This is a genomic window from Pseudolysinimonas sp. 10J20-29 (assembly GCF_055809595.1).
Window position 1 is genome coordinate 722,436 of sequence record NZ_CM147917.1, and the last position, 17,132, is coordinate 739,567.

A 17,132-nucleotide genomic window follows, 5' to 3' on the forward strand; every position below is an offset into this window, starting at 1 on the left:
TGGGGTACGCCATGATCGACCTCGACCTCAGCGACCAGATCGCCGCCCTCCGTTCCACCTTCGCCGACATCACCTCGGTGGTCGACGTCGAACGACTCCGCCGCACCATCGCCGAGCTCAGCGAGCAGGCCGGCGCCCCGGACCTCTGGGACGACACCGAGAAGGCGCAGAAGGTCACCAGCGCGCTGAGCCACCGCCAGTCGGAACTCGCCCGCATCACCGAGATCCAGAACCGACTCGACGACCTCGACGTGCTCGTCGAGATGGCGATCGAGGGCGACGACGTCGAAAGCGCCGAGGAGGCGAAGGCCGAGCTCGCCAGCCTGCAGAAGGTCCTCGGCGACCTCGAGGTGCAGACCCTGCTCGACGGCGAGTACGACGACCGCGGGGCCGTCGTCACGATCCGCTCCGGCGCAGGCGGCGACGACGCCACCGACTTCGCCGAGATGCTCATGCGCATGTACCTGCGCTGGGCCGAGCGCCACAAGTACCCGGTCAAGGTGCTCGACACCTCCTTCGCGGAGGGCGCCGGCATCAAGTCGGCCACCTTCGAGGTGGATGCGCCCTACGCCTTCGGCACCCTGAGCGTCGAGGCGGGCACCCACCGGCTCGCCCGCATCAGCCCCTTCGGCTCGGCCGACAAGCGGCAGACCAGCTTCGCCGCGGTCGAAGTGATCCCGATCATGGAGGAGGCGCAGGCGGTCGAGATCCCCGAGAACGACATCCGCGTCGACGTGTTCCGCTCCTCCGGCCCCGGCGGGCAGAGCGTCAACACGACCGACTCGGCGGTGCGGATCACCCACATCCCCACCGGCATCGTCGTCTCGATGCAGAACGAGAAGTCGCAGATCCAGAACCGTGCGGTCGCGATGCGCGTGCTGCAGACCCGCCTGCTGCTGCTCAAGCGCGAGGAGGAGGCGGCGAAGAAGAAGGAGCTCGCCGGCACCATCACCGCGAGCTGGGGCGACCAGATGCGCTCCTACTTCCTCTACGGCCAGCAGCTCGTCAAGGACCTCCGCACCGGCCACGAGGTCGGCAACCCGGCGACCGTCTTCGACGGCGACCTCGACGGGTTCATCGCCGCGGGCATCCGCTGGCGCAAGCGCGACCAGGACGACTGACCGCGCGGCGGGCACCCGCCGCCTCAGCCGAGCAGCGTCCCGACCAGGTCGCGTCGGCTGCGATGCCCCGACTTCTGGAACACCGCCTTCAGGTGGTCCTGCACCGTGTACGGCGAGAGCGAGAGCCGTCGGGCGATCTCGCTCGTTGACGCGCCCTCGAGCACCAGATCGACCACCTCGCGCTCGCGCCGGGTCAGGCCCAGCGTGCCGAGGTGGAGCTCGGCCGCATCCCGGCCCCGCACCGGTTCGATGTCGACGACCACCGCCGGCGGGGCGGTGCCGTCGCGCTCCATCAGGGTGGCGCGCACGCGCACCCAGCCGGCGAGGGTCGAGGGGATGCGCAGCTCGCCGACCCCGTGCGTGCGCGCCGCCGTGACCGCCGTGACCACGGGAACCGGAACGGGGCGGTTGCCGCTCGGATCCAGCACCGCGAGCCAGGCTCGCGCCTCGGTCGACCGTGCGACCAGCCGGTTCGCCGCATTGACGATCACGACCGCATGCGCCGCCTGGACCCGCGTCGTCGTGCGCGGTCCGGCGCGCAGCCCGCGGGTCAACGCCGGGGCGATCTGGCGCGCCAGCTCGGCGACCGACTCGTCGAAGTCGCGCGTTCCGACGGTGCGGAACAGCGACAGCCCGCCCACCAGACGCTCGCCGTCGACGGCCGCGACGCGGATCTCGTGCGCGATCGACAGGCGCGGCGCCAGGAACTCGTCGAACCGCGGATTGCGGCGCGGGTCGCCGTGCGTCTCCTCGCTGAGCAGCGCGACCGGGTCGGCGCGGCGGGCCAGCTCGGCGAAGGTGCCCGGTGCCGGGGCGACGTACTCGTACCGGGCGAAATCCGGGTAGCTGTCGTCCGGCAGCTCGCGCTTCACCGAGCCCGAGATCAGGCCCGTGTCGCGGTCCATCGGGGCGATCACCGCGGCGTCGAAGCCCACGCCGCGACCGAGGGTGTCGAGCACCTCCTCGGCGAACGTGTCCCAGGGCAGGTGGGCGTGCGCGAGCCGGTCCAACCGGTCGCGTGTCGCCGTCGCCGCGGTGCTCCGCATGAGCACCAGTATGGAACGTAATCCGCCCGTTAATGACGAGAATTCACCCCAAACCCGGGGTGCTGCGCTCCGTAGCGTCGCGCTCATGACTGCACGCAATTCCGTCGAGCCCGAGGCGCAGACCTCGGCACTGTCCCGCGGTCGGCGCACGCCGGCACGCATCCGCTCGCGCGCCTCGCGCGTGGCGGTCCTCGTCGCGGTTCCCGCGACGCTCACCCTGTCCTCCTGTTTTCCGATCTCCCTCGGAGGGGCCCACGATGACGGCACGGTCGATTTCGACGGCGTGCAGTCAGCCACCATCCAGATCGAGGCCGTCGGAACGTTCGTTGATCCCTCCGAGGGGGGCTACGAGGCCGCAGGTCGCGGCTCGGGCTTTGTCATCGACGAGTCCGGCATCGCCGTCACCAACAACCACGTCGTCGTCGGCGCGGGCACCCTCAAGGTGTGGCTTGGTGGCGACACCGGAACGACGCTCAACGCGAAAGTGCTGGGCTCGTCCGAGTGCCTCGATCTGGCGGTGATCGACCTTCAGGATGCCGGCTACCCCTACATGGGCTGGCGCAGCGAAGAGATCTCGACCGCCATCGACGTCTACGCCGCCGGCTTCCCGCTCGGCGACCCGACGTTCACCATGACGCGCGGGATCGTCTCGAAGGCGGCGACGGCGGGCGAGACCCCGTGGGCGAGTCTCGACCGCGTGATCGAGCACGACGCGCGCATCCGCGGCGGCAACTCGGGTGGTCCGCTCGTCGACCAGAACGGTCGCGTCGTCGGCGTCAACTACGCGGGCAACGATCAGCACGACCTCAACCTGGCGATCCACCGTGACGAGGTGCTCTCGGTGCTCGACCAGCTCGCCGCCGGCGAAGACGTGCTGAGCCTCGGCATCAACGCGACCGCGCTCATGGGCGAGGACGGCACGGGCCTCGGCGTCTGGGTCAGCTCGGTCAAGTCGGGCTCCGCCGCCGACGCCGCAGGCATCCTGCCCGGCGACCTGCTGACCCGGATGGAGGGCGTCACGCTCGCCGCCGACGGCACGCTGAGCGACTACTGCGACGTCCTTCGCACCCACGGTCAGGATGCGACGCTCGCCATCGAGCTGTACCGGCCGAGCGAAGGCATCTACTACCGCGGCAAGGTCAACGACGGCTCCGAAGTCGCCGCCGTGACCGTGCTCGGCAACGACGGCGGCACCGGGGGCGGTGCGGCGAGCGGAGAGTACATCTCGGTCGTCGACGACACCCAGTCGCTCATCGTCGAGGTGCCCGCCAGCTGGAGCCAGTCCGATGGCTCGGTGTGGACCGACGGCAACGGGTTCCGCTACGCCCACATCGAGGCGAGCCCGGACCTGGCCGCGTACGCGACCACCTGGAACGTGCCCGGCGTCTCGATGTATGCCTCCGCGGAGGCGTACGGCAAGGTCACGCCGAACGACCTCATGAAGGTGATGTCGGACGCGCTGCCCGGCGAAGGCTGCGAACTGCTCGAGTCGGACAGCTACGAGGACGGCTGGCACACCGGCGGCTACACCTACTGGGACGGCTGCGGCGGCACAGCCGCCGCCCTGGTGGTCACCGCGGAGGCCCCGGAGGGCGGGTACGTGATCATGGTCGCCGTCCAGGCGAACACGGAGGCGGACCTCGCGGCGATCGACCGCATCCTGGGCAGCTTCTACGCGCAGTTCTGATCTGCGGAAAGGCCGTCGGGCGCGAGCGATTCGGGGAGCTCGCGCCCGACGTGTGCGCCCAAGATCCCAGGAATCTGGGAGTGACCTCCACTGCTTCTCGTCCTAAGGTTCGAGCGTGTCTGACCCGAGTGCGCCGCGCGCGACGATCTCGTTCCTGCCGGAGCTTGCGATCGTCGTCGCGGGACGCCGCGAACTGATTCGCGGTGAGATCCCTGGCGCGATCGCCGCGCGGCTCGCGCTCACCCCGGGCGTCACGGTGTCGACCGACGCGCTCGTGGCCGCGCTGTGGGAGTCCCCGCCGGAGACCGCCGCGGTGTCGGTGCGGGTGGGCATCTCGAAGCTGCGCGGCACCCCGCTCGGGACGGTGCTGACGGGTGGTCGCGGCGGCTACCGGCTTGAGCTCGCGCCCGAGGAGGTCGATCTGGTCCGCTGCGAGCGAGCCTTGGCCGAGCGGACCGGCGACGATCGCCTCGACGTGCTGGAGGAGTTCGCGAGGTGCGCGGACGTGGACCTGCTGGAGAGCCTCGCCGCGCGGCCGTTCGCGGTCGACGCGCGCGCGAGGTGGGCGCGGATGCGGCGTTCGGCGCTCGACGAGCTCGCCGAGCTGCGCGTGCAGGGCGGGCGGTTCGATGAGGCGCTCGCCGTGCTCGATCGGCTGTGCGCCGAGTTTCCGCTCGACGAGCGCCCCGCCGAGCTGCGGGCGCGCTCGCTCGCCGGCTCCGGGCGGGTGGCGGATGCGCTGGAGACCCTGGACGGGCTCCGCACCCGGATGCGGGAGCACCTGGGCCTGGAGCCCTCGGCCGCGATCAGCGAGCTGCGCGAGAGCATCATCCGGCAGCTTCCCGACGTGGTCGCCCCGGCCGAGCCGGTCCACGAGGTCGAGCGGCACGGGGTGCCGACGCCGTTGACGCAGTTCATCGGGCGGGAGGCCGAGCTGCGGGCGATCGACGAGGCGCGGGAGGAATCCCGCGTGATCACGATCGTCGGCCCCGGCGGCGTCGGGAAGACCCGCCTGGCGATCGAGAGCGCGCGTCGGGCCACCGCCGCGATCGATCGGGCGCAGTGGATGGTCGACCTCGCCGCGATCGGCGCGGGCGACTCACCCGTGCGCGCGATCGCCGAACGCCTCGCGGGCACCGAGCCGACGGTCGACGCGATCGCGCGACGGCTCGACGGGCGCCGCGTGCTGCTGGTGATCGACAACGCCGAGCACCTGCTCGCCGAGGTGCGTCCGCTGGTGCGCGAGCTGGTGGAGTCGACCACCGGGCTGCGGCTGGTGGTGACCAGCCGCGAAGCGCTCAAGATCCCCGGCGAGCGGGTCGTCACCGTCGCGCCCATGCTCGATGCCCGGCTGGGGGATGCGATCCGGCTGTTCCGCGCCCGCGCGCGCGAGGTTCGACCCGACCTCGACTGGGAGGCGCGGCGGGACGAGGTGGAGAGACTGTGCACCGTGCTCGACGGCGTGCCGCTCGCGCTTGAGCTCGCCGCAGCCCAGCTCGATGTGCTCGACCTCGACGAGGTGGCGCGCGCGGTGGTCGACGGCGCCGAAGCGCCCGGGCTGCCGGCCCGGCACGCCAACCTCACCGACACCATCCGCGCGAGCGTCGACCTGCTGTCGCAGCCGGAGCGCTCGATGCTGGCGCAGCTGGCGCGGTTCGCCGGCACCTTCCGGCTCGATGACGCGGTCGGCGTGTGCCAGTTGGACGACGGAGCGGAAGCCGCGGTGGCGCGCCGACTGGTGCAGAAGTCCCTGCTCTCACCCGCCGATCACGCGCTCGTCGGCCGCCGCTACCGCGTGCTCGAATCGGTGAAGGCCTACGCCCGGGCGCAGATCGACGGCGGGGACGCCGCCGCGTGGTCGGCGCGGCACCGCGCCTGGTTCGCCGAGTTCGCCGAGTCGCTGGCGCCCCTGCTTCGCAGTCACGAGGCCCGCAGCGCGCGCGCCGCCCTCGACATCGCGACGCCGGATCTCCGTCTCGCGCTCGACGGCGCGATCGAGGCGGGCGACCGCGAGAGCGCGCTGCGCATCGCCGGATCGCAGACCCACTACTGGATGGCCCGCGGCATGCTGCGCGACGGCTATGCCGCGTTGGAGCGTGCGCGGGCGGTGAGCGGGAGCGCGCCGCCCGCGGTCGAGGCGATCGCGGTCACCGGGGTCGCGCTGCTGGCCTACCAGGCCGGGGATCCGGTGGCGGCGACCCGGTACCTGCGCGAGGGTCTGCCGATCCTGGAGGGGGCCAGCGATCTCAGCCGGCTCGCGATCCTCCGCGCCTACGGCGCCTACGCCGCCAGCCTGTTCGGCGACCCTGCGGACGTCGGGCCGATGATGGACGGCGCGCTCGCGCTGCTGCCCGAGGTGGAGCCGTGGGCCGTCGCCGAAGTCACGCTGTGCCAGGGGCAGACCCTCCGGGCCCTCGGTCAGCCGGCCCTCGCACTGGAGCGCCTCGCCGAGGCGCGCGAACGCGCGTCGCTGATCGGCTACGCGTGGGCGGCGATGAGCGCGCGCTACGTCGCCGGCAAGGTGCTCGTCGATGTGCGCCGCGGCCGAGACGCCGTCGAACTGCTGGTGCCGGGCGCGCGGCGAGCGCTCGCCGACGAGGATCCGACCAGCGTGCTCGCGCTGATGCACCTCGTCGGCGGAGCGAGCGCGCTCCTCGACCGGCAGCGCGAGGGCGCCGTGATCTTCGGGGCCGTCGACGCGCTCGGCCAGCGCTTCGGCTACCACCCGGTGCGCACGGAAGGCCCCGACACGCAGGCTCACCGCGACCGCGTCCAGGCGGCGCTCACCCCGGCCGAGTGGCGCGCGGCGCTGCGAGAAGGGTCCCGCCTCGACTTCGACGGGCTGTTCGCGGTCGGCGAGGGCCTGCTCTCCGCTCGGTCGCGCTCCGCCGCGTAAACCGAACGTAAGCGGCACCGTCGGGCCCGAAACCGGCGCCCCGCTCGGTTCGAAGATCTCCCCATGACCTACACATCGAACTCCCGCGCCCTCGCGCGCGTTGCGGGCGCGCTCGCGCTCGGCATCCCCCTGTCCTGCGTCGCCGCCACCGGCGCTCTCGCCGAGGTCGACGCCGAGCCCGACACCCAGCCCCCGGTCACCACGTTCAACCGGGCGACCCCGCCGCCGAGCGGCTGGTTCCGGACCGCGACCCAGGTGCGGCTGTACGCCACGGATACCGGAGGCTCCGGCGTCGCCTCGATCGAGTACCAGGTGAACGGCGGCCCGATCATCCAGGCCAAGACCCACGACGTCACGCTGCCCGTGACCGAGGACGGTGTCACCACGTACACGGTCTGGGCCGTCGACCACGCCGGCAACGCCGAAGATCCCAGCACCTACACGATGCGCGTCGACCGGATGATGCCCGAGATCCGCATCAACGCTCCCACCACGGTGCGCCAGGGCTCCCTCGCGCTGTTCAACGTCAGCTGTGACGACGCCCACTCCGGCATTGCCGCCTGCGACTCGAACATCGCCGACGGCACCCCGCTGCCGACGAGCGACGTGGGCGTGCACAAGGTGACCGTCTCCGCCGTCAACGTGGCCGGCAACACCCGCACCATCGACTTCGAGTACGAGGTGCTCGCCGACGCCGAGGCGCCCGCGATGTCGCTCTACATCTCGGACCCCCGGCCCAGCGGCTGGTACACCTCCGCCGTGGACGCGATCGTGCGCGCGAGCGACGAGAGCGGCATCGCGTCGGTGCACTGGGCGAAGAGCGGCGCCGACACCGGCAGCGGCGGGGTCGCCGGGGTGGACGCGACGCCGCTGCAGGTGAACGGCGACGGCGTGACCACCGTCACCTATTGGGCGTACGACGTCTTCGGCAACCGCAGCGCCGACGCCGAGACGGTGATCCGGATCGACACCGTGGCGCCGCAGATCGACCCGGGCGCGCTCGGGCTCGCCGCGAGCATCCCCGAGTTCGAACGCGGCGCGCGCGTCGAGCTTGCCGGCATGTGCAGCGACGCCACCTCGGGCGTCGCCGAGTGCGGCATCGACGGCGGTTCGCACACCCACCTCGACACCGATCGCGTCGGCGAGCACCACGTCGTGCTGGTGGCCACCGACGTGGCGGGGCTGCGCGCGGAGCTCGAGTACAGCTACGTCGTGACGGCGGAACCGGCGGAGAACCCGGGCGGCACGCCGACCGGGAAGCCCTCGATTCCGACCCTCGCGACCACCGGAGTCGACCCGGCGGGCGCGCTCCTCGTCGGCGGGCTGCTCGCCGGCGCGGGCCTCGCGCTCGGGGAGGCGCGCCGACGGCTGCGGGGCTGACCCGTCAGGGGAGGTGCGGGGCCGAAGACTGTGAGTCCGGCCCCGCACCGTGTCGTTCGCGGCATCCGTTCGCCCCGTCCTTAGGCTCAAGACGCCATGATCCGATTTGACCAGGTCACCAAGTCGTACTCCGGTACTGCCAGGCCCGCCCTCAACAACCTGAGCCTCGAAGTGCAGGGCGGGGAGTTCGTCTTCCTGGTCGGAGCATCCGGCTCGGGCAAGTCCAGCTTCCTGCGCCTCGTGCTGAAAGAGGAGCGGCCCACCAAGGGCAACATCTACGTGCTCGGGCAGCACCTCAACACGCTCGCCAGCCGCAAGGTGCCGTTCTTCCGGCGCAACCTCGGTGTCGTGTTCCAGGACTTCCGACTCCTGCCGCAGAAGACGGTGTTCGACAACGTCGCCTTCAGCCTGCAGGTGATCGGCAAGAGCAAGGGGTTCATCCAGGAGGCCGTGCCGGATGTGCTGCGGCTGGTCGGCCTCGCCGGCAAGCAGGGCCGCTACCCGCACGAGCTCTCCGGCGGTGAGCAGCAGCGCGTCGCCATCGCGCGCGCGATCGTCAACAAGCCGTCGATTCTGCTCGCCGATGAGCCGACCGGAAACCTCGACCCCGCCACCAGCGCCGGGATCATGAGCCTGCTCTCCACGATCAACGCCAACGGCACGACGATCCTGATGGCCACGCACGATGTCGGCATCGTCGACCAGATGCGCCGCCGCGTGATCGAACTGGTCGGCGGCCAGGTCGTGCGCGACGAGCGCTCCGGCGGCTACCAGACGCAGGCCATGCCCACCGCGCGCCCGGCGGCGACGTCGGCGGCCGCCTCGGCGGCGACGGCCGCGACCCCGGCTGCCGCGCGTCCCGCCGCTGCGCCCGCTGCGGCCGCGCCCGCTGCGGCCGCGCCTGCCCACTCCCGCCCGGGGCCTGCCGCGCCCGCCCCCTCCCGCTCGGCTGCTGCGCCCGCCGCATCCCGCCCCGCCACCCCGCCCCGCGACGAAATGCAGGAAAAGCGGGGGCCGGCCCCCGCATCCGCGGGCCCGGGGAACGCGAAACCGGCCGGATCCCCTGCATTTGGTGACAAGGCCGCGGGGGAGCGGGAGCGCGAGGAGAGGGCGGATGCGCCTCCCGCCTCGCCGTCGACGGCACCGGAGGAGGCCGATCCGCTGCGGTCGGCGCCGCCGCTGATCCCCTCGCCGCCGCCGAGCGACCCGGGCAGCCCGCCGCCGCTCAACGAGCCGGAGGTCCGTCGGTGAATTTCGGACTGATCATGTCGGAGGTCGGCCAGGGCTTCCGGCGGAACCTCTCGATGGTGGTGTCGGTGATCCTGGTCACCTTCATCTCGCTGACCTTCTTCGGCGCCGCGATCCTGCTGCAGATGCAGATCGGCGAGCTCAAGGGGTACTGGTACGACCGCGCCGAGGTGGCCGTCTACCTCTGCACCGAGATCTCTCCGGTGCCGGGCTGCAATGCGAGCGATGCCAGCCCCGAGCAGGTCGAGTCGGTGCGCGCCGAGCTGGAGGGCGAGACTCTCGCGCCGTACATCGAGCGCGTCGAGTTCGAGACCAAGCAGCAGGCCTACGACAACTTCGTCGCGCAGTGGGAGGGCACCGCCTTCGCCGACATCGCCGACCCCGAGTTCTTCGGCGAGACCTTCTACGTCAACATGGTCGACCCCGACCAGGCGGAGATCATCGTCGACCAGCTGAGCGGCGCGCCCGGCGTCGAGAACGTCGAGGATCAGCGGGCCGTGCTCGAACCGATCTTCGCGATGATGAACGCCGCCTCGTACACCGCGATCGGGATCGCCGCGCTCATGCTCGTCGCCGCGGTGCTGCTGATCGCGACCACGATCCGGCTGAGCGCGTTCTCGCGCCGTCGCGAGCTCGGCATCATGCGCCTGGTGGGCGCCTCCAACCGCTTCATCGAGACGCCCTTCGTCTTGGAGGGGGTGCTCGCCGCGGCGATCGGCGCTGTGCTCGCCGGCGGGGCGATCACCGCGATCGTGCACTTCTTCGTCGGCGGGTATCTCGCCGCCTCGTTCCCGACGACCAACTTCGTCGGTGTCGAGGATGCGCTGCTGGTCGCCCCGATCCTGCTCGCGGTCGGCGGTCTGCTCGCCGCGATGTCGGCGAGCTTCGCGATTCGCCGGTACCTCAAGATCTGATCCGCTCGATCGAGGAACCGTTCGGGGCGCATCCGCTCGGGTATGCTGAACGGCTGGCCGGTGCGCGTGCGCCGGCTGCCGCCGAACCGCGAGAGGAGTGACGATCATGGCGAAGGAACGCGGAAGCAAGGTCGTCGCGACCAACCGCAAGGCGCGGCACGACTACCTCATCGAAGACACCTATGAGGCGGGCCTGGTGCTCACCGGCACCGAGGTGAAGTCGCTGCGCGAGGGTCGAGCGAGCCTGGTGGACGGCTACGCCTTCATCGAGAAGGGGGAGGCCTGGCTCGACGCCGTGCACATCCCCGAGTACACCGAGGGCACCTGGAACAACCACTCGCCCCGGCGCAAGCGCAAGCTGCTGCTTCACAAGGCGCAGATCATCAAGATCTCGCACAAGACCAAAGAGGGCGGCTACACGCTCGTCCCGCTGCAGATCTACTTCAGCGACGGTCGCGCCAAGGTCGAGATCGCGGTCGCGAAGGGCAAGCGCGAGTACGACAAGCGTCAGACGCTCCGCGAGCGGCAGGACAAGCGCGAGGCCGATCGCGCCATCTCGAGTCGGCGGCACCTCGGCGAGTAGGGCTCCTGCCCGCTAGGCGCGCGCGACGAATCGTGCGTCGACCGCGGCGCTCAGTTCGATGTCGCGCGGGGTGAAGGCCAGCTCGCCGCCGGAGTCCTTCATCGCACGCAGGGATGCCACCTCAATCATGCTGTCGGCGGCGCCCCCGGCCTGGTCGCCCAGCATCCCCGGGTCGGCGAGTGCGACCGGCGCCAGGCTGCCGAGCCCCAGCGCGGCCGCGAAAGCCTGCGCCCGCTCGAGCGCGTCGGCGACGGCGCCGCGGCGCACCTCCACGAGGGCGGCCTTCTCGCGGGCGTCCGACAGGCCCCACGTGATGCCGTCGACGTTCACCCCGTCGGTCGTGGCGAGGTGCTCGACCCAGCGCGCGAGCGCCTCGGTGTCGACGAAGGTCGCGCTCACCTGCAGCTGCGCGTGGAACACGGCGGGAAGCTGGCGGCCCTGCTCGTTCCAGGGGCGCTGCGACCAGACCCGCGCGCGCTCGGCCGACCAGCGGATGACCGGGCCCTGCGTGGCGTCGTGCAGGTCGGCCAGCCGGCTCTCCAGCAGCGACGCCACCTCGCTCGCGCGGGCGAAGACCTGGTCGCGGTCGCGGCCGTCAAATGCCACCGTCGCGGCGACGATCGCGTGTTCGGGACTGAACTCGGCGGTGTGCTCGCCTCGCACGGTGATGATGGTCTCGCTCATGGCGTCATCTTCGCACCTGCGACCGATAATCTGGCCTGCCAGGAGCCTAAGGAGCACCATGTCATCGTCGCGTCAGCTGTTCTCGTCCGGGTCGGTGTGGGAGCCGATCGCCGGCTATTCGCGCGCGGTGCGGGTCGGTCAGCAGGTGTTCATCTCCGGCACGACGGCGAGCTCGCCGGAGGGCGCGGTGGGGGAGACCGCAGGCGAGCAGGCGCGCGAGATCCTGACCCGGCTCTCCGGGGTGCTCGAGCAGGCCGGGGCGCGGCTGGATCACGTGGTGCGCACCCGCATGTACCTCACCTCGGCCGAGGACTTCGACGCGGTCACGCGCGTGCACGGCGAGTTCTTCGGCGACATCCGGCCGGCCTCGACCGCGCTCGTCGTGTCGGCGCTCGTCGAACCCGACCTGCTGGTCGAGATCGAACTGGACGCGGTCATCCACGACTGATCCGCCGCCCGGTTCTACGGCATCCCGCGCGCCCCAGGAATGGCGGGGCGCGCCGGGGTGTTGTATTCTGGTGTGCTGCGTCGGATTCCGACGCGGCTTGGCAACTCCACAGCGCGCGACAATGACCCGCCCTCGACGATCGAGGGCGCAGTATGGGGATGATCGGTTTCGACATCGTCTGTGAAGCTGCGAGAAGCGGGCCGAGGATGCGGGGTTATCTCGTTAACGCCCTCCGCAAACCATAGGTGCCAATTCCAAGCGCACCGACTTCGCTCTCGCCGCCTAAGGCAGAGTAAGGAAGTCCGTCAGACCGGGTTCGCCTTCGCCCCGGACCCTGGCGTCATCTAGAGGGCTTGCTGCGTGATTGTGTTTCAGGGTCACGCGGGACTTGCACTGAGACTGGGCTCGTCGATCTAGGTGTCTGTGACAAAGATCGGAGCCGAGTAGAACGTCTCCACAGACTGCGCCCGGAGAAGGCGCAGGTCCTCAGCGATGGACGGGGGTTCAATTCCCCCCATCTCCACCATCGGTTGCTGTCGCGCGCTGTGGGCTTGCCTGCCCTCCTCGTCACGGCGCCGTCGCGCGCGGATTCCCAGCCGGTTCCGAGTCCTCCGGCGTACCGTCGGTTTCACTGCGAGGCCCCGACCTCGAGTCACGAGTCACGACTCTCAGCCCCACCCGCGTTCTCGCCGCCGAGTCTCGCACCGATCGAGCGAGATAAGGATGTGGAGCAATGCTGACTCACGCGCACACTGTGCTGCCCGCGAGCGACCTGTCGCGAGCGCGCGCCTTCTATCACGACAAGCTCGGGCTCGACCCGGCGGAAGAGCATGAGGGGATGCTCACCTACCGCATGGGAGACTCCGCCTTCGACGTGTACGAGACGCCCAACGCGGGCACCGCCCAGAACACCCAGATGTGCTGGGAGACCGAAGATCTGGCTGCCGACATGCGCGAGATGCGCGAGCACGGCATCGTCTTCGAGGACTACAGCGCCCCCGGAATGCAGACCGAGAACGGCGTCGCCACGATGGATGACGGAACCATGACGGCCTGGTTCCGCGACAGTGAGGGGAACTTCCTCTGCCTCACGCAGACCGCCTGAGGATCCGGTCCGGGGCGCCGACAATGCCACGCCCCGGCCCGTGACCGGCCGGCTTCCCGCGGTTCAGCGGGGAGCCGGTTCGGCGCCCGGGGTGGTGCCGCGGCGATCATTGCCAAATAGAACAACATTGACTTGTTGTTTTGCGTGGGAACGTGTTGTACTCTGTGGGAACCACGGAGGTCAGCATGTACGCAATGGAGCGAAGAGACGCGATCGAGCGCATCCTGCTCACGCACGGTCGTGTGGCCGTCGTCGATCTTGCCGACCAGTTCGGCGTCGCGACCGAGACCGTTCGGCGTGATCTCGACGCGATGGAGCGTGACGGCCTCCTGAGCCGTGTGCATGGCGGCGCCGTGCGCAAGGAGCGGTCCGACGTGACCGAGCTGCCCGTCACCGAGCGCTCCGAGCAGCACAGCGAAGCCAAGCTGGCGATCGCGGCGCGGGCCCTTGAAGCGCTTCCGGCCGGATTCCGCGGCTCGATCTTCCTCGACGCCGGGACGACCACCGCGGCGATCGCCTCACTGCTCTCCGCGCGACTCGCCTCGCAGAACTCGACCGCCGAGGTCGTCACGCACTCGGTGCTCCTCGCTCCTGTCCTCGCGGGAGCCAGCGGCATCACGCTGACCGTGATCGGGGGACGGATCCGCGGGATCACGGCGGCCGCCGTCGGCGCGTCGACCGTTCAGGCGATCTCCGCGCTTCGCCCCGATGTCGCGTTCGTCGGGGCGAACGGGCTCTCGGCCGAATTCGGGCTGAGCACGCCGGACCCGGATGAGGCGGCCGTGAAGGCGGCGATCGTGCGCGCCGCGCGGCGCGTCGTCGTCGTGGCCGACGCCAGCAAGCTCGGCCAAGAGCTGCTGGTGCGCTTCGGCGACCTCGCCGACATCGACGTCCTCGTGACCGACGCGCCCGTCGCGGCGCACCTGGGCGAGGCGCTCGAGAGCGCCGACGTGGAGGTGTGGGCCGCGTGATCGTCACCGTCACGGCAAACCCGTCCCTCGATCGGGAGCTCCGACTCGAGGTAGCCTTGGTGCCGGGCGCCGTCCAGCCCGCCACCCCCGCGCGTGAGGACGCCGGCGGCAAGGGCATCAACGTCGCGCGCGTGATCCAGGCCGCCGGCGAAGAGGTGCTCGCTGTGCTGCCGCTCGCCCCGGACGACCCGTTCGCCTCCGCGCTTGCCGCGACCGGCCTGCGCACGCTCACGGTTCCGGTGCGCGGTCACGCCCGCGCGAACCTGACCGTGACCGATCCGGCGGGCGAGACCACCAAGCTGAACCTCCCCGGCGCGGTGCTGGCGCCGCAGGAACTCACCGCGCTGCGCGACGCCATCGTCGGCGCAACCGCCCACGCCGCCTGGCTCGTGCTGGCCGGTTCGCTCCCGCCCGGAGCGCCTGACGACTTCTACGTCGAGGTGATCCGCGCCGTGCGCGGACGCTGGGGTGCAGATGCCCCGCGAATCGCGGTCGACACCTCGGGCGAGGCTCTCGCCGCGGCCGTTGCCGACGGCCACCCCGACCTGATCAAACCCAACGAGCACGAGCTCGCAGAGCTCGTCGGCACGGAGGCTCCCGCCGACCACCTGGTGTCGGCGGTCGTGCCGACCGCGCGCCAGGTCGTGCCGTCGCGCGTCGGGGCCGCGCTCGTCACCCTCGGTGGCGACGGCGGCGTGCTGATCGACGGTGACGGCGCCTGGTCGGCCGCGCCGCCGCCGACGCGCGTCTCGAGCACTGTCGGTGCCGGCGACAGCTCGCTCGCGGGCTACCTGCTGGCCGACGTTCGCGGCGCTGCCGCTCCGCAGCGACTGGCGAACGCGATCCGCTACGGATCTGCCGCGGCCGCCCTGCCCGGAACGCAGCCCCCCGCGCCCGACGATCTTTCGCCGCACGACATCCCCGTCGCCGCGCTGGACTGACCACCCCGTCTGCAACAGACACGACACAACCATTGGAGGACACCGTGTCACACACCATCACCCCGGAGCTCGTCACACTCGACGTGCCCCTCGGAGACGACAATGCTGCCGTCATCCGTGCTCTCGCCGCCCGCGTCGTCGCGCAAGGTCGCGCCACCGACGCTGAGGCGCTCTTCGCGGACGCCTGGCAGCGCGAGCAGAAGGATGCCACCGGACTGCCGGGCGGCATCGCCATTCCGCACGCCAAGAGCGCGGCGGTGACCGAGCCGTCGCTCGCGTTCGCCCGACTGGCACCCGGCGTCGACTTCGGCGCCTCCGACGGGCCCGCCGACCTGGTGTTCCTGATCGCCGCGCCCGAGGGAGCGGCCGAGACGCACCTCGCGGTGCTGTCCCAACTCGCTCGGAGTCTCATCCAGGACGAGTTCACCGCGGGCCTGCGCGCAGCCAAGACCGATGACGACGTTGTCGCGCTCGTCCGCGCTGCCATCGGCGAGGACGCTCCGGCGTCCGGTGCCGCTGCCGCTCCGGCGAATGCCGCATCCGCCGCAGCGGGGGAGAAGCCGATTCGCATCGTCGCGGTCACCGCCTGCGCGACCGGAATCGCCCACACCTTCATGGCCGCGGACTCCCTGGTCGCCGCCGGGGAGAAGGCCGGCGTCGAGATCGCGGTCGAGCCGCAGGGCTCCAGCGGCTACCAGGCGCTGCCGGCCGAGGTGATCGACAACGCCGACGCGGTGATCTTCGCCGTCGACGTGGATGTGCGCGAGCCGCAGCGCTTCGCCGGGAAGCCCGTGATTCGGGCCGGAGTGAAGCGCGGTATCGAGCAGCCCGAGCAGCTCATCGCCGACGCCGTCGCGGCGGCATCGAACCCGTCCGCTCCGCGCGTGAGCGGCGCCGCCGCCAGCGAGGAGAGCCCGGCTGCCGCCTCGACCTCCGTGTCGTGGGGAGCGCGCGTCCAGCGCATCCTCCTGACCGGTGTCAGCTACATGATCCCGTTCGTCGCCGGCGGTGGTCTGCTGATCGCGCTCGGCTTCGCGCTCGGCGGCTACGACGTCACCGACAACGCGGCGAGCGTCATCATCGCGAACTCGCTGTGGGAGCTCCCCGCGGGAGGCCTCGGTCAGTACCTCGGATCCGTGGCCTTCATGATCGGGGCGACCTCGATGGGCTTCCTCGTCTCGGCGCTCGCCGGCTACATCGCCTTCGCGATCGCCGACCGCCCGGGAATCGCGCCCGGATTCGTCGCGGGCGCCGTCGCCGTGCTGATGAACGCCGGCTTCATCGGCGGCATCATCGGCGGTCTGCTCGCCGGGTTCATCGCCTGGTGGATCGGTCGCTTCGACGCACCGCGCTGGCTGCGCGGTCTCATGCCGGTCGTGATCATCCCGCTGCTGGCCTCGATCGCGGCCTCCGGTCTCATGGTGCTCTTCCTCGGCCGCCCGATCGCGACGTTCATGACCTTCCTCACGGAAGGCCTCACGACGCTCGCCGGCACCTCCGGCATTGTCGTCGTCGGCGTGATCCTCGGACTCATGATGGCCTTCGACCTCGGCGGCCCGGTCAACAAGGTGGCCTACGCCTTCGCGACCGCGGGGCTCGCCACCGCCTCCACGAGCGACATCCAGGCCGTTCCGTTCCTGATCATGGCCGCCGTCATGTCGGCGGGCATGGTGCCGCCGCTCGCGATGGCGCTCGCCTCGACGATCCTGGCGCGCACCTCGTTCACCCCGGTCGAGCGCGAGAACGGCAAGGCCGCCTGGCTGCTCGGCGCCTCCTTCATCAGCGAGGGCGCTATTCCGTTCGCGGCTGCCGACCCGCTGCGCGTGATCCCCGCGTCGATGGTCGGCGGTGCCGTCACCGGCGGCCTCAGCATGGCGTTCGGCGTGTCGTCGCTCGCGCCGCACGGCGGCATCTTCGTCTGGTTCGCGATCAACCCGTTCTGGGGCTTCCTGGTCTCGATCGCGGTCGGCACGGTCATCGCCGCGCTGCTCGTCCTCGCCCTCAAGAAGTGGGCTCGTCGGGCGCCGCAGACCGAGAACGAGACCGAGGTCGCGCCGGCCGTCGGCGTCGCCGCCTGATCCGCTTCCCACCCCCTTCAAGGAGTCATC

The 17,132-nt window shown here is 71.1% G+C and carries 14 protein-coding genes and 1 other RNA gene; 13 read left to right on the forward strand and 2 right to left on the reverse strand.

Going from position 1 to position 17,132, the window contains the following annotated elements; translation table 11 throughout:
- Positions 1 to 11: 11 nt before the first annotated feature.
- Positions 12 to 1,121 carry a peptide chain release factor 2 gene (prfB, locus tag AC0L6Y_RS03590; RefSeq protein WP_473555627.1) on the forward strand — a complete coding sequence of 370 codons (1,110 nt, stop codon included), beginning with the start codon at positions 12 to 14 and terminating at the stop codon, positions 1,119 to 1,121.
- 23 nt (positions 1,122 to 1,144) lie between these two features.
- Here prfB and AC0L6Y_RS03595 read toward each other — a convergent pair whose 3' ends face one another.
- Positions 1,145 to 2,167, reverse strand: coding sequence for a helix-turn-helix transcriptional regulator (locus tag AC0L6Y_RS03595; RefSeq protein WP_473555632.1), 1,023 nt, complete (start codon positions 2,165 to 2,167; stop codon positions 1,145 to 1,147).
- An 85-nt stretch (positions 2,168 to 2,252) separates the two neighbouring features.
- Here AC0L6Y_RS03595 and AC0L6Y_RS03600 point away from each other — a divergent pair, with 85 nt between their 5' ends.
- From AC0L6Y_RS03600 to smpB, 6 genes are all read left to right on the forward strand, one after another.
- Positions 2,253 to 3,854 carry a S1C family serine protease gene (locus tag AC0L6Y_RS03600; RefSeq protein WP_473555638.1) on the forward strand — a complete coding sequence of 534 codons (1,602 nt, stop codon included), beginning with the start codon at positions 2,253 to 2,255 and terminating at the stop codon, positions 3,852 to 3,854.
- A gap of 115 nt (positions 3,855 to 3,969) precedes the next feature.
- Complete coding sequence (locus AC0L6Y_RS03605; protein WP_473555643.1) at positions 3,970 to 6,750, forward strand: ATP-binding protein; 2,781 nt, start codon at positions 3,970 to 3,972, stop codon at positions 6,748 to 6,750.
- Positions 6,751 to 6,813: 63 nt separating this feature from the next.
- Positions 6,814 to 8,130, forward strand: coding sequence for an OmpL47-type beta-barrel domain-containing protein (locus tag AC0L6Y_RS03610; RefSeq protein WP_473555647.1), 1,317 nt, complete (start codon positions 6,814 to 6,816; stop codon positions 8,128 to 8,130).
- 96 nt (positions 8,131 to 8,226) lie between these two features.
- Positions 8,227 to 9,381, forward strand: coding sequence for a cell division ATP-binding protein FtsE (gene ftsE / locus AC0L6Y_RS03615; protein ID WP_473555654.1), 1,155 nt, complete (start codon positions 8,227 to 8,229; stop codon positions 9,379 to 9,381).
- On the forward strand, positions 9,378 to 10,292 hold the full coding sequence (ftsX, locus tag AC0L6Y_RS03620) for a permease-like cell division protein FtsX (protein WP_473555659.1): 915 nt from the start codon (positions 9,378 to 9,380) through the stop codon (positions 10,290 to 10,292). The genes ftsE and ftsX overlap by 4 nt, the downstream gene beginning before the upstream one ends.
- Before the next feature lie 106 nt (positions 10,293 to 10,398).
- Positions 10,399 to 10,875 (forward strand): SsrA-binding protein SmpB, encoded by a 477-nt coding sequence (smpB, locus tag AC0L6Y_RS03625; RefSeq protein ID WP_473555663.1) that lies wholly within the window; start codon positions 10,399 to 10,401, stop codon positions 10,873 to 10,875.
- Between the two features lie 12 nt (positions 10,876 to 10,887).
- Here the strand turns inward: smpB and AC0L6Y_RS03630 are convergent, their stop codons facing one another.
- Entirely contained in the window at positions 10,888 to 11,559 is a 672-nt protein-coding gene (locus tag AC0L6Y_RS03630; protein WP_473555668.1) for an SIMPL domain-containing protein, read from the reverse strand.
- A 58-nt stretch (positions 11,560 to 11,617) separates the two neighbouring features.
- On the opposite strand from AC0L6Y_RS03630, the gene AC0L6Y_RS03635 reads away from it, so the two are divergent.
- The 6 genes from AC0L6Y_RS03635 (at position 11,618) to AC0L6Y_RS03660 (ending at position 17,102) form a co-directional block, all read left to right on the forward strand.
- Positions 11,618 to 12,007, forward strand: coding sequence for a RidA family protein (locus AC0L6Y_RS03635; RefSeq protein WP_473555673.1), 390 nt, complete (start codon positions 11,618 to 11,620; stop codon positions 12,005 to 12,007).
- Between the two features lie 154 nt (positions 12,008 to 12,161).
- Positions 12,162 to 12,533: a transfer-messenger RNA gene (gene ssrA, locus AC0L6Y_RS03640) on the forward strand.
- Between the two features lie 207 nt (positions 12,534 to 12,740).
- The gene (locus tag AC0L6Y_RS03645) at positions 12,741 to 13,112 is read left to right on the forward strand and encodes a VOC family protein (protein WP_473555680.1); all 372 of its coding nucleotides are present in this window, start codon (positions 12,741 to 12,743) and stop codon (positions 13,110 to 13,112) included.
- 185 nt (positions 13,113 to 13,297) lie between these two features.
- The gene (locus tag AC0L6Y_RS03650; protein WP_473555685.1) at positions 13,298 to 14,083 is read left to right on the forward strand and encodes a DeoR/GlpR family DNA-binding transcription regulator; all 786 of its coding nucleotides are present in this window, start codon (positions 13,298 to 13,300) and stop codon (positions 14,081 to 14,083) included.
- Positions 14,080 to 15,024 (forward strand): 1-phosphofructokinase family hexose kinase, encoded by a 945-nt coding sequence (locus AC0L6Y_RS03655; RefSeq protein ID WP_473555688.1) that lies wholly within the window; start codon positions 14,080 to 14,082, stop codon positions 15,022 to 15,024. Before AC0L6Y_RS03650 ends, AC0L6Y_RS03655 begins: the two co-directional genes overlap by 4 nt.
- Positions 15,025 to 15,068: 44 nt before the next feature.
- A complete protein-coding gene (locus tag AC0L6Y_RS03660) occupies positions 15,069 to 17,102 on the forward strand; it encodes a PTS fructose transporter subunit IIABC (protein ID WP_473555692.1) in 2,034 nt (677 codons plus the stop codon).
- Positions 17,103 to 17,132 lie beyond the last annotated feature (30 nt).

What these genes read in the sequence shown, in the direction of transcription:
- prfB (WP_473555627.1), top strand. Translation starts at nt 12, where the DNA reads ATGATCGACCTCGACCTCAGCGACCAGATCGCCGCCCTCCGTTCCACC.
- AC0L6Y_RS03595 (WP_473555632.1), bottom strand. Translation starts at nt 2,167, where the DNA reads ATGCGGAGCACCGCGGCGACGGCGACACGCGACCGGTTGGACCGGCTC.
- AC0L6Y_RS03600 (WP_473555638.1), top strand. Translation starts at nt 2,253, where the DNA reads ATGACTGCACGCAATTCCGTCGAGCCCGAGGCGCAGACCTCGGCACTG.
- AC0L6Y_RS03610 (WP_473555647.1), top strand. Translation starts at nt 6,814, where the DNA reads ATGACCTACACATCGAACTCCCGCGCCCTCGCGCGCGTTGCGGGCGCG.
- ftsE (WP_473555654.1), top strand. Translation starts at nt 8,227, where the DNA reads ATGATCCGATTTGACCAGGTCACCAAGTCGTACTCCGGTACTGCCAGG.
- smpB (WP_473555663.1), top strand. Translation starts at nt 10,399, where the DNA reads ATGGCGAAGGAACGCGGAAGCAAGGTCGTCGCGACCAACCGCAAGGCG.
- AC0L6Y_RS03630 (WP_473555668.1), bottom strand. Translation starts at nt 11,559, where the DNA reads ATGAGCGAGACCATCATCACCGTGCGAGGCGAGCACACCGCCGAGTTC.
- AC0L6Y_RS03635 (WP_473555673.1), top strand. Translation starts at nt 11,618, where the DNA reads ATGTCATCGTCGCGTCAGCTGTTCTCGTCCGGGTCGGTGTGGGAGCCG.
- AC0L6Y_RS03645 (WP_473555680.1), top strand. Translation starts at nt 12,741, where the DNA reads ATGCTGACTCACGCGCACACTGTGCTGCCCGCGAGCGACCTGTCGCGA.
- AC0L6Y_RS03650 (WP_473555685.1), top strand. Translation starts at nt 13,298, where the DNA reads ATGTACGCAATGGAGCGAAGAGACGCGATCGAGCGCATCCTGCTCACG.